This is a genomic window from Streptomyces sp. NPDC057474 (assembly GCF_042802555.1).
GTDB lineage: Bacteria > Actinomycetota > Actinomycetes > Streptomycetales > Streptomycetaceae > Streptomyces.
Genome location: NZ_JBHVDX010000223.1, coordinates 1 through 17,142, shown reverse-complemented (window position 1 = coordinate 17,142; position 17,142 = coordinate 1). Strand labels below are relative to the sequence as shown.

24 protein-coding genes and 1 pseudogene are annotated in these 17,142 nt (G+C 70.9%); 7 read left to right on the top strand and 18 right to left on the bottom strand.

What is annotated here, in order from left to right; all coding sequences use genetic code 11:
* Positions 1 to 74: 74 nt before the first annotated feature.
* From ACFU53_RS39245 to ACFU53_RS39235, 3 genes are all read right to left on the bottom strand, one after another.
* Positions 75 to 1,838, bottom strand: coding sequence for a hypothetical protein (locus ACFU53_RS39245; protein ID WP_384004020.1), 1,764 nt, complete (start codon positions 1,836 to 1,838; stop codon positions 75 to 77).
* 156 nt (positions 1,839 to 1,994) lie between these two features.
* The gene (locus tag ACFU53_RS39240; RefSeq protein WP_384004018.1) at positions 1,995 to 2,117 is read right to left on the bottom strand and encodes a DUF397 domain-containing protein; all 123 of its coding nucleotides are present in this window, start codon (positions 2,115 to 2,117) and stop codon (positions 1,995 to 1,997) included.
* On the bottom strand, positions 2,080 to 3,021 hold the full coding sequence (locus ACFU53_RS39235; protein ID WP_384004016.1) for a Scr1 family TA system antitoxin-like transcriptional regulator: 942 nt from the start codon (positions 3,019 to 3,021) through the stop codon (positions 2,080 to 2,082). The genes ACFU53_RS39240 and ACFU53_RS39235 overlap by 38 nt, the downstream gene beginning before the upstream one ends.
* 121 nt (positions 3,022 to 3,142) lie before the next feature.
* Between ACFU53_RS39235 and ACFU53_RS39230 the strand changes: the two genes are divergently transcribed.
* Both ACFU53_RS39230 and ACFU53_RS39225 read left to right on the top strand, forming a co-directional pair.
* On the top strand, positions 3,143 to 3,352 hold the full coding sequence (locus ACFU53_RS39230; protein ID WP_384004014.1) for a hypothetical protein: 210 nt from the start codon (positions 3,143 to 3,145) through the stop codon (positions 3,350 to 3,352).
* A 2-nt stretch (positions 3,353 to 3,354) separates the two neighbouring features.
* Complete coding sequence (locus ACFU53_RS39225; protein WP_384004012.1) at positions 3,355 to 3,783, top strand: hypothetical protein; 429 nt, start codon at positions 3,355 to 3,357, stop codon at positions 3,781 to 3,783.
* An 18-nt stretch (positions 3,784 to 3,801) separates the two neighbouring features.
* Here the strand turns inward: ACFU53_RS39225 and ACFU53_RS39220 are convergent, their stop codons facing one another.
* The 14 genes from ACFU53_RS39220 to ACFU53_RS39155 form a co-directional block, all read right to left on the bottom strand.
* Positions 3,802 to 4,188, bottom strand: a complete 387-nt coding sequence (locus ACFU53_RS39220; RefSeq protein ID WP_384004010.1) for a GntR family transcriptional regulator — start codon at positions 4,186 to 4,188, stop codon at positions 3,802 to 3,804.
* On the bottom strand, positions 4,181 to 4,975 hold the full coding sequence (locus tag ACFU53_RS39215; RefSeq protein WP_384004008.1) for a hypothetical protein: 795 nt from the start codon (positions 4,973 to 4,975) through the stop codon (positions 4,181 to 4,183). Before ACFU53_RS39215 ends, ACFU53_RS39220 begins: the two co-directional genes overlap by 8 nt.
* Before the next feature lie 148 nt (positions 4,976 to 5,123).
* Entirely contained in the window at positions 5,124 to 6,110 is a 987-nt protein-coding gene (locus tag ACFU53_RS39210) for an isopenicillin N synthase family dioxygenase (protein ID WP_384004006.1), read from the bottom strand.
* The gene (locus ACFU53_RS39205; RefSeq protein ID WP_384004004.1) at positions 6,082 to 6,552 is read right to left on the bottom strand and encodes a nucleoside deaminase; all 471 of its coding nucleotides are present in this window, start codon (positions 6,550 to 6,552) and stop codon (positions 6,082 to 6,084) included. Before ACFU53_RS39205 ends, ACFU53_RS39210 begins: the two co-directional genes overlap by 29 nt.
* A gap of 48 nt (positions 6,553 to 6,600) precedes the next feature.
* A complete protein-coding gene (locus ACFU53_RS39200) occupies positions 6,601 to 7,017 on the bottom strand; it encodes a gas vesicle protein K (protein ID WP_384004002.1) in 417 nt (138 codons plus the stop codon).
* Positions 6,998 to 7,321: a gas vesicle protein gene (locus ACFU53_RS39195; RefSeq protein ID WP_384004000.1), complete on the bottom strand. Its 324-nt coding sequence runs from the start codon at positions 7,319 to 7,321 to the stop codon at positions 6,998 to 7,000. The genes ACFU53_RS39200 and ACFU53_RS39195 overlap by 20 nt, the downstream gene beginning before the upstream one ends.
* A gap of 79 nt (positions 7,322 to 7,400) precedes the next feature.
* Complete coding sequence (gene gvpJ / locus ACFU53_RS39190; protein WP_384003998.1) at positions 7,401 to 7,925, bottom strand: gas vesicle protein GvpJ; 525 nt, start codon at positions 7,923 to 7,925, stop codon at positions 7,401 to 7,403.
* Positions 7,922 to 9,109, bottom strand: coding sequence for an SRPBCC family protein (locus ACFU53_RS39185; RefSeq protein ID WP_384003996.1), 1,188 nt, complete (start codon positions 9,107 to 9,109; stop codon positions 7,922 to 7,924). Before ACFU53_RS39185 ends, gvpJ begins: the two co-directional genes overlap by 4 nt.
* Positions 9,102 to 9,803, bottom strand: coding sequence for an ABC transporter substrate-binding protein (locus tag ACFU53_RS39180; RefSeq protein ID WP_384003994.1), 702 nt, complete (start codon positions 9,801 to 9,803; stop codon positions 9,102 to 9,104). The genes ACFU53_RS39185 and ACFU53_RS39180 overlap by 8 nt, the downstream gene beginning before the upstream one ends.
* Positions 9,800 to 10,033, bottom strand: a complete 234-nt coding sequence (locus ACFU53_RS39175; RefSeq protein WP_384003992.1) for a gas vesicle protein GvpG — start codon at positions 10,031 to 10,033, stop codon at positions 9,800 to 9,802. The genes ACFU53_RS39180 and ACFU53_RS39175 overlap by 4 nt, the downstream gene beginning before the upstream one ends.
* A 106-nt stretch (positions 10,034 to 10,139) precedes the next feature.
* Positions 10,140 to 10,865, bottom strand: a complete 726-nt coding sequence (locus tag ACFU53_RS39170; RefSeq protein ID WP_384003990.1) for a GvpL/GvpF family gas vesicle protein — start codon at positions 10,863 to 10,865, stop codon at positions 10,140 to 10,142.
* Positions 10,862 to 11,314 (bottom strand): gas vesicle structural protein GvpA, encoded by a 453-nt coding sequence (locus ACFU53_RS39165; RefSeq protein ID WP_384004022.1) that lies wholly within the window; start codon positions 11,312 to 11,314, stop codon positions 10,862 to 10,864. Before ACFU53_RS39165 ends, ACFU53_RS39170 begins: the two co-directional genes overlap by 4 nt.
* Before the next feature lie 110 nt (positions 11,315 to 11,424).
* Positions 11,425 to 11,751, bottom strand: a complete 327-nt coding sequence (locus ACFU53_RS39160; protein ID WP_384003988.1) for a gas vesicle protein — start codon at positions 11,749 to 11,751, stop codon at positions 11,425 to 11,427.
* Positions 11,752 to 11,829: 78 nt separating this feature from the next.
* A complete protein-coding gene (locus tag ACFU53_RS39155) occupies positions 11,830 to 11,985 on the bottom strand; it encodes a hypothetical protein (RefSeq protein ID WP_384003986.1) in 156 nt (51 codons plus the stop codon).
* Positions 11,986 to 12,083: 98 nt separating this feature from the next.
* Between ACFU53_RS39155 and ACFU53_RS39150 the strand changes: the two genes are divergently transcribed.
* The 3 genes and pseudogenes from ACFU53_RS39150 to ACFU53_RS39140 form a co-directional block, all read left to right on the top strand.
* On the top strand, positions 12,084 to 12,860 hold the full coding sequence (locus tag ACFU53_RS39150; RefSeq protein WP_384003984.1) for an RNA polymerase sigma factor: 777 nt from the start codon (positions 12,084 to 12,086) through the stop codon (positions 12,858 to 12,860).
* On the top strand, positions 12,857 to 13,867 hold the full coding sequence (locus ACFU53_RS39145) for a CU044_5270 family protein (RefSeq protein WP_384003982.1): 1,011 nt from the start codon (positions 12,857 to 12,859) through the stop codon (positions 13,865 to 13,867). The genes ACFU53_RS39150 and ACFU53_RS39145 overlap by 4 nt, the downstream gene beginning before the upstream one ends.
* A gap of 58 nt (positions 13,868 to 13,925) precedes the next feature.
* Positions 13,926 to 14,120: pseudogene (locus ACFU53_RS39140) on the top strand (transcriptional regulator); the annotation flags it as partial.
* A 14-nt stretch (positions 14,121 to 14,134) separates the two neighbouring features.
* Here the strand turns inward: ACFU53_RS39140 and ACFU53_RS39135 are convergent.
* Entirely contained in the window at positions 14,135 to 14,554 is a 420-nt protein-coding gene (locus tag ACFU53_RS39135) for a PLD nuclease N-terminal domain-containing protein (protein ID WP_384003981.1), read from the bottom strand.
* Positions 14,555 to 14,672: 118 nt separating this feature from the next.
* On the opposite strand from ACFU53_RS39135, the gene ACFU53_RS39130 reads away from it, so the two are divergent.
* The gene (locus tag ACFU53_RS39130) at positions 14,673 to 16,130 is read left to right on the top strand and encodes a menaquinone biosynthesis decarboxylase (RefSeq protein ID WP_384003979.1); all 1,458 of its coding nucleotides are present in this window, start codon (positions 14,673 to 14,675) and stop codon (positions 16,128 to 16,130) included.
* A complete protein-coding gene (gene mqnP / locus ACFU53_RS39125) occupies positions 16,127 to 17,029 on the top strand; it encodes a menaquinone biosynthesis prenyltransferase MqnP (RefSeq protein ID WP_384003977.1) in 903 nt (300 codons plus the stop codon). Before ACFU53_RS39130 ends, mqnP begins: the two co-directional genes overlap by 4 nt.
* The last annotated feature ends 113 nt before the right edge of the window (positions 17,030 to 17,142 follow it).

Below are 17,142 nucleotides of genomic sequence, written 5' to 3'. Positions count from 1 at the left end.
GCAGGGGGCTGCGCCCCTGCCTTTTTCGTCGGCCCGCGGGGCCGTGTCTTTCAGGGGCGCGGGGAGCTGCGCGATCAGGCCCCACCGGCCGACAGCCGAGAAGGCCACCCCGCCGTCGCCTCGGGAGCCGGTGGGGTCAACGGGTCCGCCGCGTGCCAGGCCGTGTGGAGCAGGCGGCGTACGTGTCGGTGGGCCGCGTCCGTGTGGTCGAGGGCGATGGTGGCACGGTCGTCGTGGGGGGTGTGGTGCGGGGCCGACGCGATGAAGGCCAGGGCGGCGAGCCACTCGCCGGGCTCCATGGAGTGGTGCGTGTCGTGGAGGTGGGCGATCGCGAAGTCGGGGTTGCCCAGGGCGAGTTCGTGGTGGGCGCGGTGGAGCGGGCGGGCGCTGCCGTAGTGGGCGGAGAGGGCGCGGTGGGCGTCCCGCCAAGCCACGTGGTCCGGGTCGCGGTGGGCGTCGCGTCCGTGGCGGAGTCGCAGCAACAGCAGGGTCCGGAGGAAGGGGTCGCTCACGAAGTGGTCGGAGGTGGGGGCGTGGCCCTCCGCCGTCAGACGGTCTTCCAGGGCCCGTACGCCCGACTCGCCGAAGTCGGCCGGGAATTGTGACTCGGCGAGGGCGACCGCCGAGTCGTGGTCGTGGGCGATGGCGAGGACGGCCAGCTCGTCGAGGTGGTCCTCGTCCGGGAGAAGCCGGTCCAGCAACAGGCGGTAGGTGGGGCTTCCGGTGGCGTCGGCGAGCAGCAGGTCGGCCGGCGCGGTGAGTCCTCGGGGGAGGTGCCGGCGGGCCGCTTCGGCCATGAGCGCCGTGCCGAGGGGGTTGCCGCCCGTCAACCGGTGAATGCCGGGCGGGAGTTGGGGAGGGATCGACTGCCCCGCGTCGCAGGCCGCCTCGATGACGTGCCGCGTGTCGTCGGGGGAGAGGGGCGGGAGCGTGACCAGCAGGGCGTGTGACGACGGTGTACCGCCCGGCGCCCAGCCGCTGGTGCGGGTCGCCTCCGGCAGGGTGCGGCGGGCCGCGTTCCGCAGGGCCGGGTGCCCCTGCCCCCGCAACCCGGCGAAGAACGCCACCTGGCCGGCCCTGCCGTCCGTCCGGTCCCGCAGCACCGACTCCAGCAGCCTCCGCCCCGCCGCCTCCTGCACGTTGTCGAGCAGGATCACCGGCCGCCCGGCCCGTTGCGTACGCGGCACGACCCCCGCGTACGCGTCGTCGAGGTCCGCGAGCAGCGCCCGTACGAGATGGTGTTCGGCGTGGGTGCGGGCGTCGCCGCCCGCCCTGAAGTGCCGGGAGAGGAGGACCAGGCCGAGCTTCGGGTTCCCGGCCGCGTTCGGGTGGTCGCGGTACCAGACGGCGCCCCGGCGCAGCCGCCGGTGCGAGGACGACATCCCCTCGCTGAACGCCTCCAGCGCCGTTTCGATGATCGCCTCGACCACCGGGCCCTGGTCCGACATCGACGACACCAGCCGGGCCACGGTCTTCCCCACCCAGCGCCCCGCCAGCCAGCCGCCCGTGTCGCTCAGCAGCAGGACCCGCTCCGCCTCCGCGCAGATCCTCGTCAGCCCGCGATCCCCCCAGCCCCCGGCCGCGACGGCGAGCAGCCCGCACGCCAGTCGGGGAAACGTGATCCGCCCGGCACCGTCCACGGGCTCCCCGAGCTGCTCCGCGATCGCCGACAGCGCCTCGTACGCGGGCGACCAGGACGCCGGGGGTCGGCCCGGGGGAGGCCGGTCGAACCGGGCCTCCTCGCCGTCGATCAACGCGACGGGCGTACGGCCCCGGTACGCCGTCCGCAGCTCCCGCAGCGCCGAGCTCTTGCCGAGGCCTCGGGCTCCGGCGAGCACGATGAAGGGGGAGTTCGTCGGAGTGCTCGTACGCCGTGGGTATGTCGAGGAGGGAGTGGGGCTGCGTTGTCGCGGTTGTCATAGCTGCTGTGGTTACCAACAGCTGTGGAGGGAGGGGCGGTTGTTTTCGGAGTACGGCGAAGGCTGCCCGTTCGCTTACGACTCCGACCGTACGGCGCCTATGAAGGAGAGCCAGGCGGAGCGGTTGATGACCAGTACGGGGCCGTGGGGGGTCTTGCTGTCACGGACGGGGACGAGTCCGGGGATACCGGGGGCCACCTCGACGCAGTCGCCGCCGTTGTCGCCGCTGTGGCTGCTCTTGATCCAGGTCGCCGTGCTCAGCTCGTACCTGTCCATGTTGCTCGTACCCCTCCATCACGTCGCTGATCAGGGCGGCGGACTCGCGGGCTGACGGGATGTCGGCCCTGAGCACATCATAGGTTCGGCTATAACGGGCGTAAGCCGTCGGTTCGTTGTTGAAGTGGCTGTGGTCCATCGACTCGGAGTAGAGCCACCGTTCGTCGGGCAGCTCGATCAGGGACATGGACTGCCGGGGGCGGAAGATCCCGAAGAGGTCGGCCGGAGCCACCTGGATACGGATGTTGGGGCGCTGCCCGACGCTCAGCAGGTGCGCGCACTGCTCCCGCATGATGCCCGGGCTCCCCACCGCAGTGCGGAGACAACTCTCGTCCAGGACCACCACGTACAGCGGGCCATCGTCAGACAGGAAGCGGGGCTGGCGGCTCATCCGGGCCCGGACGCGGTCCTCCACCTCATCGCCCGAGGTGGACCGGGAGAAGAGCGCGCGGGCGTAGTCCTCCGTCTGCAACAGGCCCGGGACTACACGCTCTTGGTACTGCCGCAGGCCGACCGCCACCGCCTCCATCTCCACCCGGCGCTCGAACCAATCCGGATGCTGGACGGCCGGATACCAGTCGACCTTGTCCCAGATCCGGGCCAACACCCCACCCGTGTCCAGCACTTCATCGCACCGCTTCGCCAGCTGCTCGCTCGGCACCCGCGTGCCCGCCTCGACCTTCGCCACCTGCGAGCGGTCGCACGGGATCTCTCTCGCCAGGGCCTCCTGGGTCAACAGCGCCGCCTCGCGGTAGTGCCGCAGCACCTCGCCGAACAGGACCGAACTCCCGGCCCCACCGGCCCCTTCCGCGTTCCGCCTGGTCATGACGCCCCCCTCGTGCTGTCCGTGGCAAACGCCCAGTGCCACACGTACCGCCTTGATTGCCACCGTTCCCGTCGGCGACGCTGTGTACACCCAGAGTGACGAACATGGCTGTGGAGTGCGCGTGGAACCAGAGGGACAGCTTGTCTACGATCCGCGGACGCGGCGCGTGGGGGAGTACCGGGACAGGGTCGGGCCGTACGCGATGCTGCGCCCGGTGGGTGGCGGCCGGGAGTGGGAGGCGGACCCGGCGACGCTGCGGCCGGCGACCGTGGCGGAGCGTATCGGGGCGCAGGTGAAGGCGGCCAACCGCCGTACGAAGAGAAGGGTGTGAGGGTGCGTCAGCGAGAGCAGGGGGGCTTTGGCCGGCCGCCTCTTCCGCTGCCCGGTTGCGCGGCGTGCGCCGGGCTGGCCGTACGGCGGGACGAGGCGCGGGCCCGGTACGACCGGAGCGCGGAGACCGACGCGAACGTGCTGTTGCGTCACCATCAGCGTCGGGAGCACGCCGGAGCCGCCCGCCCGCGCCGCGTGTTCCGGTACGTGCCGTACGTCATCGCGCAGGACGCGACGGCGGAGCCGGAGTACGAGGCGCGGTGTGTGTCGGGCGAGGAGACGGAGTGCGGCGCGGAGTCGGGCGTACGGAGTGATCCGGCGGCGGTGGAGGAGTGGCAGCGCAGGCACACGCAGGAGACGCGGCACCTGCGCTATCGCCGGAGCTTCGGGGACTACTCGGTGCTGGAGCCGCTGGAGGAGATTCCACTGTGACGGGCCGTGGCGGTCCGCTCAGGACGGATCGGGGCCCAGGGCGTCGCGGACGGCGGTCAGGATGGCCTCGGTGTCGGCGCCCAGTGCGCGGGCGGACGAGGTGAAGTCGCGGGCGAGGGTGGCGAGTTGGACGGCGTACGGGCGGGTCGGGCCGGTGGGGGGCGCCGCCACCCGGGTGCCCGCGCCCCGGCGGGTGCGGATCAGCTCGGCGGCCTCCAGCTCGCGGTAGGCGCGGGCGACGGTGCCCGGTGCCAGCCCGAGGTCCGTGGCCAGCTGGCGCACGGTCGGCAGCCGCTCGCCCTCGGCCAGCCGCCCGGTGACGATCAGCGCGGCGAGCTGCGCGCGGATCTGCTCGTACGGCGGTACCTGGCTGGTGGTGTCGACGCGGACGGCGGCCTCACTCATCGTCGGAGGACCCCTCTGCCGCTGCCTCGTCGTCGACGGCCCGCGGTGCCACCACGGTGACCAGGGACCAGACGGCGGTGAACAGGTTGAGCAGGGCCAGCGGGTAGAACACCCAGAAGGTGAGCACGCCCAGCGCGCCGGCGCAGCCCGTCTCCGTCAGCGCGAGGGAGACCATCAGCACGGCGTACAGCTGCTGGCTCGACACCAGCAGGCCCCAGGCCCCGGTGACGGCCCATGCGCGATCCCGGCGCTGCTGCTCCTCGCCCGGACCGTGGGCGATGCGGCGCAGGGCCCAGACGCAGGTGGGGGTGGCTATGGCGAGCGCCCCGAACATCGGGAGGGTGTAGTAGAGGCCGGGCCAGGGGCCGGTGGTCGCGCGCATCCCGTTGCAGGTGAGGGTGAGGACCTTCCCCGTACTGAAGATGCGGTCGGGGTCGACGGAGGCCGTGGCGGCCGTGATCACCAGCAGGACGGCGAGGGAGACCCCCTGGAGGGCGATCAGGGGGCCCATGTGCGGCGGCACATGGTCTCTGACCAGACGCGGGGCGAGACTGGCGGTGCGGACCGCCTCCTGGGGGCGCAGGGTCAGAGCGTCGGCGAGCAGCACGCCGGCCACCGCGCACAGGCCGAAGGCCGTGATGCAGAACACGACCCGCTGCTCGAACTCCACGTGCCCCAGCGTGGACAGCGCCTGTGCGACCACGAGGCCTATGGCCAGCCCGGACCAGCGGGCGTAGTGGTCGGCGTGGTCGAGGAACCGGTGCTGGAGCGGGGCGGTGTCGAGCATGCGGAGATCCCCCCGGATCATCTTGTATCAAGCGGTGAGTACAAGATGCCCCGGTGGGGATCTTGTGTCAAACACTCGATACAAGGTGATGACGCAAGGGGAGACGGCATCCGAGGTGAGGGGGTTCCCGTGGCGGGAGGAGAGAACGTCAGTTGACGGTGATCGAGTCCAGCTGTGCCCGCAGGTACACGTGCGAGTCCACCGGCGGGTGCGCCACCCGCCCGACCGGCGCGGGCACGGACTCGACGACCGTGCCCGGGGTGCACTCGCCGAAGTAGACCAGCGACATCAGCTCCTCGGCGGGCTCGTCGGCCGGGGGCGGCAGGACGCGGTGGCGTCCGGAACGCCAGCGGTCGCCGGTCCAACGGGCCATCAGATCACCGATGTTGATGGTGAAGGCCGCCGGGTCGTACGGGGCGTCCTCCCAGCCGCCCTCGTCCGTGAACACCTGGAGCCCGCCCTTCCCGGCCTGCCGGTCGAGGATGGTGACCGTGCCGAAGTCGGTGTGCGGGCCGATCCGGAACTGGCCCGGCACCGGGTCGCCGATGACCTCCGTGCCCGGATACCAGTTGATGTTGAAACCGTAGGTGGGGTGGCTCATGTGCCGGGAGAAGAAGTCCGGCTCGAGGCCGAGGGCCTGGCCGAGGAGGGAGAGCAGCAGGTTCTCCAGCTCGCCCATCCGCGCCAGGTACTCCTCGCAGAGCGCCCGCAGCTCCGGCACCTCCGCCGGCCACACGTTCGGCGCGTACCACTCCGCGTTCACGACCGGGTCGTCGAACGGCTCGTGCGTCGCGAACGTCAGCGACTCCTTGAGGTCCGGCGGGGTCTCCGTACCCTCCGCGTACCCGTTCGCCTCGGCCCCGGGCCCGAGCCACCCGCGCCCGCCGACCTTCACCTCGTACGCCTGCTTGGCCTCGACGGGCAGCGTGAAGAAGGCCCGGGCGGCCTCCCGGATACGCGTCCGGAGGGCCGGATCGACCCCATGACCGGTGACAAGGAGAAAACCGGCGGTCTGCAGCGCCTCGTCGACGGTACGGGCGATGCCGGCGCGGGCCTCGGCGTCGCCGTCGAGCCAGGGGCGCAGGTCGATGGTGGGGATGCGGGGCCTACTCACCGATGTCACCGATGTCCTCATTCCACAGTTCCGGGTCGTTCTCGACGAAGTCACGCATCAGGGACACACACTCCGGGTCGTCCAGCACCAGGACCTCCACACCGTGCTCGGCGAGCCAGTCATGCCCGCCGTGGAAGGTCGTGGCCTCCCCGACCACCACCCGCGAGATCCCGAACTGCCGCACCAGCCCGGAGCAGTACCAGCACGGCGACAGCGTCGTCACCATCGTCGTACCGCGATACGTCCGCTGCCGTCCCGCAGCGCGGAACGCGGCTGTCTCGGCGTGGGTGGAGGGATCGCCGTCCTGGACACGGCGGTTGTGGCCGCGCCCGAGGACGCTGCCGTCCGCCCCGTAGAGCGCGGCCCCGATGGGGATGCCGCCCTCGGCGAGCCCGGCCCGCGCCTCCTCGACGGCGGTGGCGAGCCATGCGCGTGCCTTTGCCTGGTCCATGACCTCATTCATGACGTCACTCTGCCCGTGCAGCACCGGGGTCACGTGCGCGGCGCCGGATCAGGGCGGTGGCGGGAGCAGGGTGCCCAGGGGGCCGAGGTCGAGGTTGAGGTCGTCCAGGGTGAGGCCGTAGCGGTCGCAGAGTTCGGTCATGCGGTCGTGGAGGACCATCAGGGTCATGCCGAGGCGTTCTTCCTGGTCCTCGGTGAGGCCGCCGTGGTCGACGCGGTGGAGGGCCTGGCGTTCCATCAGCTGGCGGAGCAGTTCGACGATGGTGAGGACGAGACGGACGAGGTCCCGCTCGACCGTGTCGGGGTCGGTGCGCAACCGGCGCGCCACGGCTCCGCCCCGGCCGGGACGTGGCGGGGCGACCTCTTCCGGCCGGGCGGGCAGCAGGGAGAACGCGCGGGTCGCGGCTTCGGTGACCTCGCGGAGGCGGTCGGTGTGGGGGCCGCCGTCAGACAGGGGGGTCGTCATGGGCGCCGCCTCCTTCCACGGGCGTCCGCTCGGGTTCCGGGGATGTCCGCTCAGGTTCCGGGGGCGTCCGCTCGGGCAGGGCCAGTGCCCACTGTTCGTCCATCTGTTCGCGGACGGCGACGATCACCGCGCGCAGCGACACCCTCACCAGGTCGATGTCCGCGACGCTCAGGACGAGGTCCCCGGTGAGGACGACGCCGCCGCTCAGCAGCCGGTCGAGCAGGTCGATCAGCGCCACCTGCCGCCCGCTGAGCGGGCGGTCGTAGTCGTCGTAGTAGGCGTTGTGGTCGCTGTACGCGCTCATCGTCGGCGAAGCCCTCCTCAGCCCCGTCCTCCTCAGCCCCGTCCTCGTCAGTCCCGGTCCTCGTCAGTCCCGGTCCTCGTCAGTCCCGGTCCTCGTTGTCCTCGTCGTTCACCGCTGCCTTGCGCCGCTTGCGTCGCGGCTCCTCCGTACGGCGTTCCTCGCGTGGCGCCGCCTCGCGGGGCTGGCGCTCGGCGGCGCGGGGGCGGCGGCGCTCGGGCGAGCCGCTCGCGGCCGCCGACAGCTGCGGCGGGGACTCCTCGACGCGTTCGCGCAACTCCTTCACCTCGGCGCGGAGACGCTCGTTCTCGTCGGCGAGGGAGCGTCGGCCGTCGGAGCGGGACGCGCGGGAGGAGAGGGCGGGGTCGTGCTCCCACCAGTCGATGCCGATCTCCTTGGCCTTGTCGACCGAGGCCACCAGGAGGCGCAGTTTGATGGTGAGCAGCTCGATGTCGAGCAGGTTGATCTTGATGTCGCCGACGATGACGATGCCCTTGTCGAGCACGCGTTCAAGGATATCGGCGAGGTTCGCGCTGGAGCCCTGACCACCGCCGTACGGATAGGGGTTCCGCGACGGCGAGGGAACGGGGGAGTCGGACTGGGTCACGGCTCACTCGACCTCCTCGACCTCGCTGTCTCCCGCCCTTCGTCCTCGCCCTCGACCTCGGGTTCTCCGTCCTCGTCGTCCTCGTCGTCCTCGTATTCGTCCGCGGCCTCTTCTTCTTCTTCTTCTTCCTCCTCCCATTCGCCTTCCTCGTCCTCGTCCTCGGCCTCGTCCTCGTCGTCCTCGTTCTCGGCCTCGGGTTCGTCGTCCTCGTCGTACCGGTCCTCCGCGTCCTCCGCTTCCTCCGCGTCTTCCGCCTTCTCTGCGTCCTCCTCGTCCCGCTCCTCGTCGGACGCCTCCGGCTCCTGGACCTCTCCGTCGCGGATCTCTCCGCGCCAGCCCCCGGTGGCCTCGCCGCGCATCATGACGAACGTGCGGTAGAGCTTGAGGTCGAGGCGGGCGCGGCGGCCCTGGGCCCGGAACAGGCCTCCCACCTTCTCGAAGAGTCCCTTGGGGAAGTACTCAAGGACGAGCAACACCTTGGTGAGGTTCTCCCCGAGCGGGTGAAAGGTGACGACGCCCCTGGTGGTGGCCTTGTCGCCCTCGGACGTCCAGGCGATGCGCTCGTCGGGCACCTGTTCCGTGATGGTGCCGCGCCAGCGGCGGTTCGACTTGGCGACCTTGACGTGCCACTGGGTGGTGGCCTCGTCCTTCTGCTCGACGCCGACCACACCCTTGGCGAACCGTTCGAAGTCCTCGAACTGCGTCCACTGGTCGTACGCCTCGCGCACCGGGACACCCACGTCGATGTCCTCGATGATGGTGTGCCCCTTGCCGCTGCCGCCCGAGGGGTCCTTGCCGTGCCCCTTGCCGACGGCGTCCTTCGCCTTCTCGGTGACGTCCTTGGCCTTGTCGGTGACGGCGTCCTTCGCCTTGCCCGTGACGTCCTTGGCCTTGTCGGTGACGGCGTCCTTCGCCTTGCCCGTGATGCCCTTCGCCTTGTCGGCCAGCGCGTCCTTGGCATGGGACGCGGTCGACGTCAGTGTCCCCGCGCTCATGTCGCTCAGCTTGCGCGCGCCATCGCCCAGCCCGTGGCCCACATCCTGGAGCATCAGCGACAGTCGGGCCTCGATGTAGTCCTCCAGCTCTTCCTTCAGCCGGGTCGTGCCCGAATCCGCGTTCCCGTCGGCCTCCTCGCGCGTCCTGCTGAGGGTGCCGGTACCGTTCGCCGTTCTGCCCTCAGCCATCGTCCTGCCTCCTCGACCGTGTGCCACTGCCGCTCTTGGCGCGGCTCGCGGCGGCGGTCTTCTTCTTCGGGCGCGGTTCGCTCTTCCGGGCCGTCGACCCGCCGCGCTGCGCCGTCGAGCGTCCGCCGCTCCGGCGCGCCGTGGCCCCTGTGCCGGCCTTCTTGGCCGGCCTCTTCCGGCCCTCTTCGGCCTTCTCGTCCTCTTCGGGGCCCTTCTCCTCGGCCTGGTCCTTCTCTTCGTCCTCGTCCTCGGCCTGGTCCTTCTGTTCGGCCTCGTCTTCGTCTTCGTCCTCGGCCTGCTCGTCTTCGTCCTCGGCCTGGTCCTTCTCCTCGTCCTCGTCCTCGGCCTGGTCCTCGGCCTGGTCCCTCTCCTCGCCCTCGTCCTCGTCCTGCTCGCCGTCCCCCTCGGCCCGCTCCCGCAGCCCTGCGGTGCGGTCGTGCAGGGTCCCGGCGAGGCTCTCGGCCTTCGACGTCAGTACGGAGGTCGCCGCTGCCTTGCTCGCGTCCGTCAGCTCGGTGCGCACCCGCTTGGTGAGGTCGCCGAGGAACGGGGCATCGAGCGCCTTGCCCAGCTGCCCGGGTTTGACGCGGGACCCGGCCAGCATCGCGCCGAGGCCGAGGGCTAGCTTGGCCTTCTTCGTCCGCCCCAGCAGATACCCGCCGAGGACGGCCGCGCCGATCGTGGCGTTGTTCATGACTCTGTCTCCCTCTGCTGGAGCCGGTAGGCGCTGATCTCCTCCAGCCGGTGCAGCAACTCCTCCTCGCGCCGCGCGAACTCCTCCTCGTCGACCTGCCCCTCGGTCCGCGCCCGCTCCAGCTTCACCAGCTCCTCCTGGATGGGGCCCGGGTCGTAGTACTCGTCCTCGGCGGCCTGCCGAACCTTGTCGACCACCCACCCCACGCCCCGCACGGGAGCGAACGGCAACGTAAGAATGGTCCCGACCAGTCCCACCACAACGCCTCCTCAGGCGAATCAGGCTGCGGGTCGTACGAGGCTCACGACGGGCTCATACGACGGGCTCATGCGACGGTCATACGAAGCTGTACGGCGGCAGCGGCCCGCGCAGCCGCAGCTCCACCCCCTCTCCCAGGGCCTCGGCCAGCTCCCCGCCGGCCTCGGCGAACTCGTCGGACTTTTCGCCGTCCACCAGGAAAGAGGCGTTCACGAAGTACTGCTGGGACGGCGGGGCGACCTGCTCGGCCAGGGCGTACGGCCGCAGCGCGGCGAGGGCCTCCTCGCCGAGCGCCTCCTGCCGGCCCTGCACCTCCTGGGCCACGAGTTCACCGAGGGCGAGGCGGTCCTCGTACGTCCCGCCGCCCTCGCGGATCGCGTCGTTCAGCTCGCGCGCCCGGGCGGAGTCCGTCAGAACGGCGCGTAGGAGGGTGTCCTCGTCCAGTAGGCCCTTGACGTTGAACTCCGCGCGCCCGGTGAGTTCGTCGAGGCGCCGGGAGAACGCCTCGGCCCGCTCCTGGAGCAGCATTTCCACGGCGGCCTCGTCCTGGGCGACGAACCCGAAGCTCATCGGCAGGATGGCGCCGTCGGCCCACAGCTGTTCCTGGACCTCGTGATGGGCCTCCACGTCCCGGCGGCTGACCGAGAGCACCTCGGGGGCCTCGCTGATGACGGCGCTCAGGTCGCCGCTGCTGACGGCGTGCAGTTCGGCGGGGTCCTCGCCGACGCCCTTGACGTCGTCCAGGCCCAGCGGATGCGCCGCCTTGGTGATCGCGTAGACGTACACGGACATCGGCTCGCTCACTCCTCACGGTCCCTGGAGGAACGCCGGCTCGCGCCCCGCTCGGAGCGCACGCGCTGCTTCTCCCGCCCGACGGACTCGCGCTCGTCGTCCCCGCGCCCCTTCTGGAGCGACTCGCTGACGGCCTCGACCGCACCCGTGAGCGCCCCTTTGCTCTTGCCCCGGGCCCCCGACTCGGTGGTGTCCCCGACGATGTCCGTCAGCTGGGAGGGGGCCTTGCGTCCCGATTCCAGGTCCAGTCGGTTGCACGCCTCCGCGAAGCGCAGATACGTGTCGACGCTGGCCACCACGACCCGGGCGTCGATCTTCAGAATCTCGATGCCCACCAGGGACACCCGTACGAACGCGTCGATGACCAGCCCCCGGTCCAGGACGAGTTCCAGCACGTCGTAGAGGTTTCCCGAGCCACCACCACGGGCGGCGCCGGCGCCGCCCTCGCTCTGCGGCACCACAGTCACGATCTCTTCCCTTCCGATGCGGGAAGCCGTACGGCAGGGTGCAGCGAACCGTAGCTCCAGCGGCAGCCTGTTCTGGATTCAGCGGCGGCTGTGGCGTCTGCGGCTCAGCGGTTGCCCCGGTCGACCTGCGCGCGCGTGTACCGGCGTCCGCGCTCGTACGCCAGCAGTTTGCCCGCGGGATCCAGAGCGACCCGGTAGGCGGCCATCACACTGGTCGTCTGCGGGATGCGCTCCAGCTCCAGGACCTCGACCTGGGCCTCCCAGCCCTCGTCGGTCGGCTTCAGCGCGGAAACAGACTCGGGAGCGCGGCCCAGCAACTCGGTGAGCTGCTCGATCGCGCTCCGCATGGCCTCGGGCGCGGAGAGCCGTTCCTCGGCGGCGTCCTGCCGCGACGAGGAACGGCGCCTCTCCGACTCGCGGCCGTTCGTCATCATCACCTTCTTACCCTTTGTCCATCATCGACCTCCGGCACGGCATATGCCACTCCTGGGCCGGGCTCTCGTGTGCCTTCAGGTGGACGTCACGTCGTCCGACGGCGTCAGGTACGCGTGCAGGTGGCCCGCTCCCTCCAGCATGGCCGCCGTGCGGGTGGTCAAGGTGTTGTGGCGGGTCGTGATCGGGCGGAGGCGGGTGGTGGCGGTGGAGGGTTGTTCGGGCTGAGGCATCGGGTTGAAGGTTAGGGCGGTTCGGAGTGTGGCGGGAGGCGGCTTCCTGTGTGACCGGGGACACAGGGACGGCCCGTGCCGGGCGGACAGGGGAAGGCGTGGAACATTCTTTACGGACACGCGTACGGGACGGCGATCCGGAGGCGTTCAGCCGACTCTTCCGGGAGCACGCGCAAGCCGTGTACGGCCATGCCGCGCGGCTGACGGCTGACCGGAACACGGCGGAGGACGTCGTCTCGCTGACCTTCCTGGAGGCCTGGCGGCTGCGCGAGAAGCTGCTGTCGGACGCCGAGTTGGCCGAGACCGCCAAGGGGTCCGGGGCGGACGGCTCCCACGACGGCGATGGCGGTCCCGGCGACGGCGGCCCCGGCGACGGCGGTCCCGGTGACAGCAGTCTGCGGGCCTGGCTGTTCGGCATCGCCACGAACGTGCTCCGCAATACCCGCCGCGCCGCCCGGCGGCACAGCGCCGCCCTCGCCCGGCTCCCGGAACGCCACGCCGAACGCGAGACCGTGCCCGACTTCGCCGACGACCTGGTCGGCCGGATGGAGGACGCCGACCGGCTCGCCGCCGCCCACGCGGCCCTCGCCAAGCTGCGCCGCCGCGAGCGCGAGGTGTTCGCGCTGTGCGTCTGGTCGGGGCTGAGCTACGCGGCCGCCGCCGAGGCCCTGGACGTGCCCGTCAGCACCGTACGGTCGCGGCTGGCCCGCGCCCGGCAACGCCTGCGCGGCCTCGCGGAGGCGGAACTCGCGCGGCAGCCCGTACGGCGCGAAAGAACGAGACCCCTCCCCGGCGGCGGACAGATACCTGTCGGCCGCACCGAGGCGGTCAGGCCGGCACAGGCACAGGCAGAGGCACAGGAGAGACACCGATGAATCCCGTGGAACGAGAAGAACTGGCACGGCTGCTGCCCAGCCCGGGTGACCCGCTCCTGTCGGACGACCGTCTGGCGCGGCTGGAGGACCACCTCAGGCAGGAGATCACCGGCGAGGCCACCGTACGGATCACCGGGGCGCGCGAGCCGGGGGCCAGGCCGCGCCGTCGGTTCGCGGTCGTCGCGATACCGCTCGGCGTGGCCACCGCGGTCCTCGCGACGGTGATCGCGACCGGTGTGGTCGGCCGGGAGCCCGCCGCCGCCGAGGACGCGGCCGGGCTGCTGCAGCGCATCGCCGCGGCCGCGACGGACGGGGAACCCACGCCCGTACGCGACGACCAGTACCTCTACATCAGGACCCAGGGCACGACGACGGCCGGGCTCTCGGCCGAGGACGCGTTCGAGGGCGTGCAGAACACGCAGAGCCCGAAGGACACGGAGGACGCGAAGAAGGAGTATCCGTACCGGCGGACCGACTGGATCTCCGCCGACGGCGAGCGGGAGGGGCTCGCCCGGACCACGTGGCCGGAGGGACAGCCGATCCCGGAGGGGATCCAGGACGGGGCCCTCAAGAAGAGCATGCAGGCCAGGACCGAGGACATGACGCTCTCGGCCGACCCGAATCACAGCTTCTACCACGAACTGCGGGCGCTGCCCACGGACCCCGACAGGCTGTACGACAAGGTGTGGGCCGAGACCAGCGGCCAGGGCCCGACCCATGAGGAGGCCGCGCTGGAGTACATCACCACGATGCTCGACGGGGCCCAACTGCTGCCCGACCTGAACGGCGCGCTCTTCCGCGTCGCCGCCAGGATCCCGGGTGTGCGGATCGCCGAGGAGGCGAAGGACGCCGTCGGCCGCGAGGGCGTCGGCCTGGCCTTCGGCGAGGGCGACGACCGTGCCGTGTGGGTCTTCGACAGGGAGAGCCTGAAGTACCTGGGCTCGGAGAGCCAGGCCCTGCTGGAGGTCGGGGTCGTCGACAAGGTGGGGGAGACACCGGCGGACTGAGCATGGCCCCGCACCGAAGCGGCCGCCACGCCTCGCCGGCGAAGGCGCCGGGGCGGACGTGGCGAGGGAGAGAGAACGTGCCGGTCACCGGGCGGGCCCCCGAGTACACCCACCCCGACGACGTCCCGGTCCTGACCGCGCCCGCGGCCCTCGCCGATCCCGTACGCACCGCGCTCGTACGGGAGTTGGCGGGCCCCCGGTCTGGACGCGCAGCTGCGCCGGCTTCGACGTGCCGGCCGGCAAGGCAGCGGTATGTATGGGGCCGCGTTACTCCTGGCCGTCCTTCTTGCCATCCCCCTGGTCCCCGTTGTTCGGCTTCTCCTCCTCCTGCCGCTTCAGTTCCTCCTCGCGGCGGCGCAGGTCGGCCTCCCAGCTCTTGAGGAGGGACTCGTCCTTCTTGTTGTCCTCGGACAGGGACTTCAGGAACTCGGGGTTGTCGTCGGGGGCGACGTACTCCGTGCGGTGGTTGCGGTGCCACTCGGAGGGGGTGCGGCCACCCGCGGGGGCGCCTCGCAGCTTGCCGGCGGCGAGCCAGGCGATCGGGCCGACGATCCAGAAGAGCAGGATGATGAAGACCCAGGCGATCTTCGGCAGGTGCTTCGCCTCGTCCTCGGGGGTGTTGAGGCAGTCGATGAACGCATAGATGGTCAGCGCCAACGGCACGAGGTACATCAACACCCTGAGCATGGGAACAGCCCCCTGGAAGCGGCGGTGGGCCCGCGTACCGGCCCCCGGAAGTGACGGCGGGACCGTGCGCCGGGCCCCGTGACGGGGTCAGGGTAGCCCCTCGGTGATACTTGACCCCATGGCTTACGACGATCTTCGCTCCCTGCTCCGCGCACTGGAGCGCGAGGGCGATCTCAAGCGCATCAAGGCCGAAGTCGACCCCTACCTGGAGGTCGGGGAGATCGTCGACCGGGTCAACAAGGCCGGCGGCCCCGCCCTGCTCTTCGAGAACGTGAAGGGCTCCTCGATGCCCCTCGCGATGAACGTCTTCGGCACGGACCGCCGCCTGCTGAAGGCTCTCGGCCTCAAGTCGTACGGCGAGATCAGCGAGAAGATCGGCGGCCTGCTCAAGCCCGAGCTGCCGCAGGGCTTCGTGGGCGTGCGCGAGGCGTTCGGGAAGCTCGGCGCGATGACGCACGTCCCGCCGAAGAAGGTGAAGCCGGACAGCGCCCCCGTCCAGGAGGTGGTCCTCCAGGGCGACGACGTCGACCTCGACGCCCTCCCCGCGCTCTTCACCTGGCCGAAGGACGGCGGCTCCTTCTTCAACCTCGGCCTCACCCACACCAAGCACCCCGAGACCGGCGTACGCAACCTCGGCCTCTACCGCCTCCAGCGCCACGACAAGCGCACCATCGGCATGCACTGGCAGATCCACAAGGACAGCCGCAACCACTACCAGGTGGCCGCCAAGCGCGGCGAGCGGCTGCCGGTCGCCATCGCCTTCGGCTGCCCGCCCGCCGTGACGTACGCCTCCACCGCCCCGCTCCCCGGTGACATCGACGAGTACCTGTTCGCCGGGTTCGTCTCGGGGAAGCGGATCGAGATGGTCGACTGCAAGACGGTGCCGTTGCAGGTGCCGGCGCAGGCGGAGGTCGTGATCGAGGGCTGGCTGGAGCCCGGCGAGATGCTCCCCGAGGGCCCGTTCGGTGACCACACCGGCTTCTACACGCCGCAGGAACCCTTCCCCGCCCTGAAGATCGACTGCGTGACGATGCGGAAGCGGCCGCTGCTCCAGTCGATCGTCGTCGGCCGACCGCCGACGGAGGACGGCCCGCTGGGCCGCGCGACGGAACGCTTCTTCCTCCCCCTGCTGAAGATCATCGTCCCGGACATCGTGGACTACCACCTCCCCGAGGCGGGCGGCTTCCACAACTGCGCGATCATCTCGATCGAGAAGAAGTACCCGAAGCACGCGCAGAAGGTCATGCACGCGATCTGGGGCGCTCACATGATGTCCCTGACCAAGCTGATCGTGGTGGTCGACTCCGACTGCGACGTCCACGACCTGCACGAGGTCGCCTGGCGCGCGCTCGGCAACACGGACTACGCCCGCGACCTCTCGGTGGTCGAGGGCCCGGTGGACCATCTGGACCACGCCTCCTACCAGCAGTTCTGGGGCGGCAAGGCGGGCATCGACGCCACGAAGAAGTGGATCGAGGAGGGCTACACCCGGGACGGAGGCTGGCCGGACATGGTCGAGTCGGACCCTGCGACGGCGGCCCTGGTCGACCGCCGCTGGAAGGAGTACGGGCTGTGAGCAGCGCCTCCGCCGCGATCCCCCAGCCGGGCCGGACGAAGGCCTTCCTCCGGCTGGTGATGATCGAGCACTCGATCTTCGCGCTCCCCTTCGCGTACATCGCCGCGCTCACCGCCATGTTCCAGCTGGACGGCAACGTCCACTGGGCCCGGCTGCTCCTGGTCACCATCTGCATGGTGGGTCTGCGGACGTTCGCGATGGCGGTCAACCGGATCATCGACCGCGAGATCGACGCACGGAACCCGCGTACGGCACACCGCGAACTGGTGACCGGCGCGATGTCGGTGAAGCACGCCTGGACGGGCGCCCTGATCGCGTTGGTGATCTTCCTGGGCGCGGCGGCTCTGCTGAACCCCCTCTGCCTCGCCCTGGCCCCCATCGCCGTGATCCCGATGGTCGTCTACCCCTACGGCAAACGCTTCACGAACTACCCCCAGGCCATCCTCGGCCTCGCCCAGGCCATGGGCCCCATCGGCGGCTGGCTCGCCATCACGGGCGAGTGGTCCTGGGAGGCGGTCGTCCTCGGCCTGGCGGTCGGCATCTGGATCGGCGGCTTCGACCTCATCTACGCCTGCCAGGACATCGACTCCGACCGCGAATCGGGCGTCCTGTCGGTCCCGGCCCGCTTCGGCATCCCGGCGGCGATCTGGTCGGCGAGGGTCTGCCACGCCGTCACCACCGCGCTGTTCGTCTGGTACGCCGTCGTCACCGACGCGGGTGCCTTCCTCTGGCTGGGCCTGGCGGTCGTCGCGGGCGCGTTCGTGTACGAGCACACGATCGTCCGGCCGCACGACCTGTCCCGCCTGAACCGGGCGTTCTTCTCGGTCAACGGGTTCATCGGCATCGCGCTGTTCGCGTGCGCGCTGCTGGATCTGCTGGTACGGGGGCTGACGTTCTAGCGGCGGCTTCGAGCTCGGGGGGATCTGTGGGGTCCCGGGTGCAGGTGAGTCGTGGTTGCTCGCGCAGTTCCCCGCGCCCCTGAACGGCATGGGCAGCGCCCGGGGTTCTCAGG

What these genes read in the sequence shown, in the direction of transcription:
- ACFU53_RS39235 (WP_384004016.1), bottom strand. Translation starts at nt 3,021, where the DNA reads ATGACCAGGCGGAACGCGGAAGGGGCCGGTGGGGCCGGGAGTTCGGTC.
- ACFU53_RS39220 (WP_384004010.1), bottom strand. Translation starts at nt 4,188, where the DNA reads ATGAGTGAGGCCGCCGTCCGCGTCGACACCACCAGCCAGGTACCGCCG.
- ACFU53_RS39215 (WP_384004008.1), bottom strand. Translation starts at nt 4,975, where the DNA reads ATGCTCGACACCGCCCCGCTCCAGCACCGGTTCCTCGACCACGCCGAC.
- ACFU53_RS39210 (WP_384004006.1), bottom strand. Translation starts at nt 6,110, where the DNA reads ATGAGGACATCGGTGACATCGGTGAGTAGGCCCCGCATCCCCACCATC.
- ACFU53_RS39205 (WP_384004004.1), bottom strand. Translation starts at nt 6,552, where the DNA reads ATGAATGAGGTCATGGACCAGGCAAAGGCACGCGCATGGCTCGCCACC.
- ACFU53_RS39200 (WP_384004002.1), bottom strand. Translation starts at nt 7,017, where the DNA reads ATGACGACCCCCCTGTCTGACGGCGGCCCCCACACCGACCGCCTCCGC.
- ACFU53_RS39195 (WP_384004000.1), bottom strand. Translation starts at nt 7,321, where the DNA reads ATGAGCGCGTACAGCGACCACAACGCCTACTACGACGACTACGACCGC.
- ACFU53_RS39185 (WP_384003996.1), bottom strand. Translation starts at nt 9,109, where the DNA reads ATGGCTGAGGGCAGAACGGCGAACGGTACCGGCACCCTCAGCAGGACG.
- ACFU53_RS39180 (WP_384003994.1), bottom strand. Translation starts at nt 9,803, where the DNA reads ATGAACAACGCCACGATCGGCGCGGCCGTCCTCGGCGGGTATCTGCTG.
- ACFU53_RS39160 (WP_384003988.1), bottom strand. Translation starts at nt 11,751, where the DNA reads ATGACGAACGGCCGCGAGTCGGAGAGGCGCCGTTCCTCGTCGCGGCAG.
- ACFU53_RS39155 (WP_384003986.1), bottom strand. Translation starts at nt 11,985, where the DNA reads ATGCCTCAGCCCGAACAACCCTCCACCGCCACCACCCGCCTCCGCCCG.
- ACFU53_RS39145 (WP_384003982.1), top strand. Translation starts at nt 12,857, where the DNA reads ATGAATCCCGTGGAACGAGAAGAACTGGCACGGCTGCTGCCCAGCCCG.
- ACFU53_RS39135 (WP_384003981.1), bottom strand. Translation starts at nt 14,554, where the DNA reads ATGCTCAGGGTGTTGATGTACCTCGTGCCGTTGGCGCTGACCATCTAT.
- ACFU53_RS39130 (WP_384003979.1), top strand. Translation starts at nt 14,673, where the DNA reads ATGGCTTACGACGATCTTCGCTCCCTGCTCCGCGCACTGGAGCGCGAG.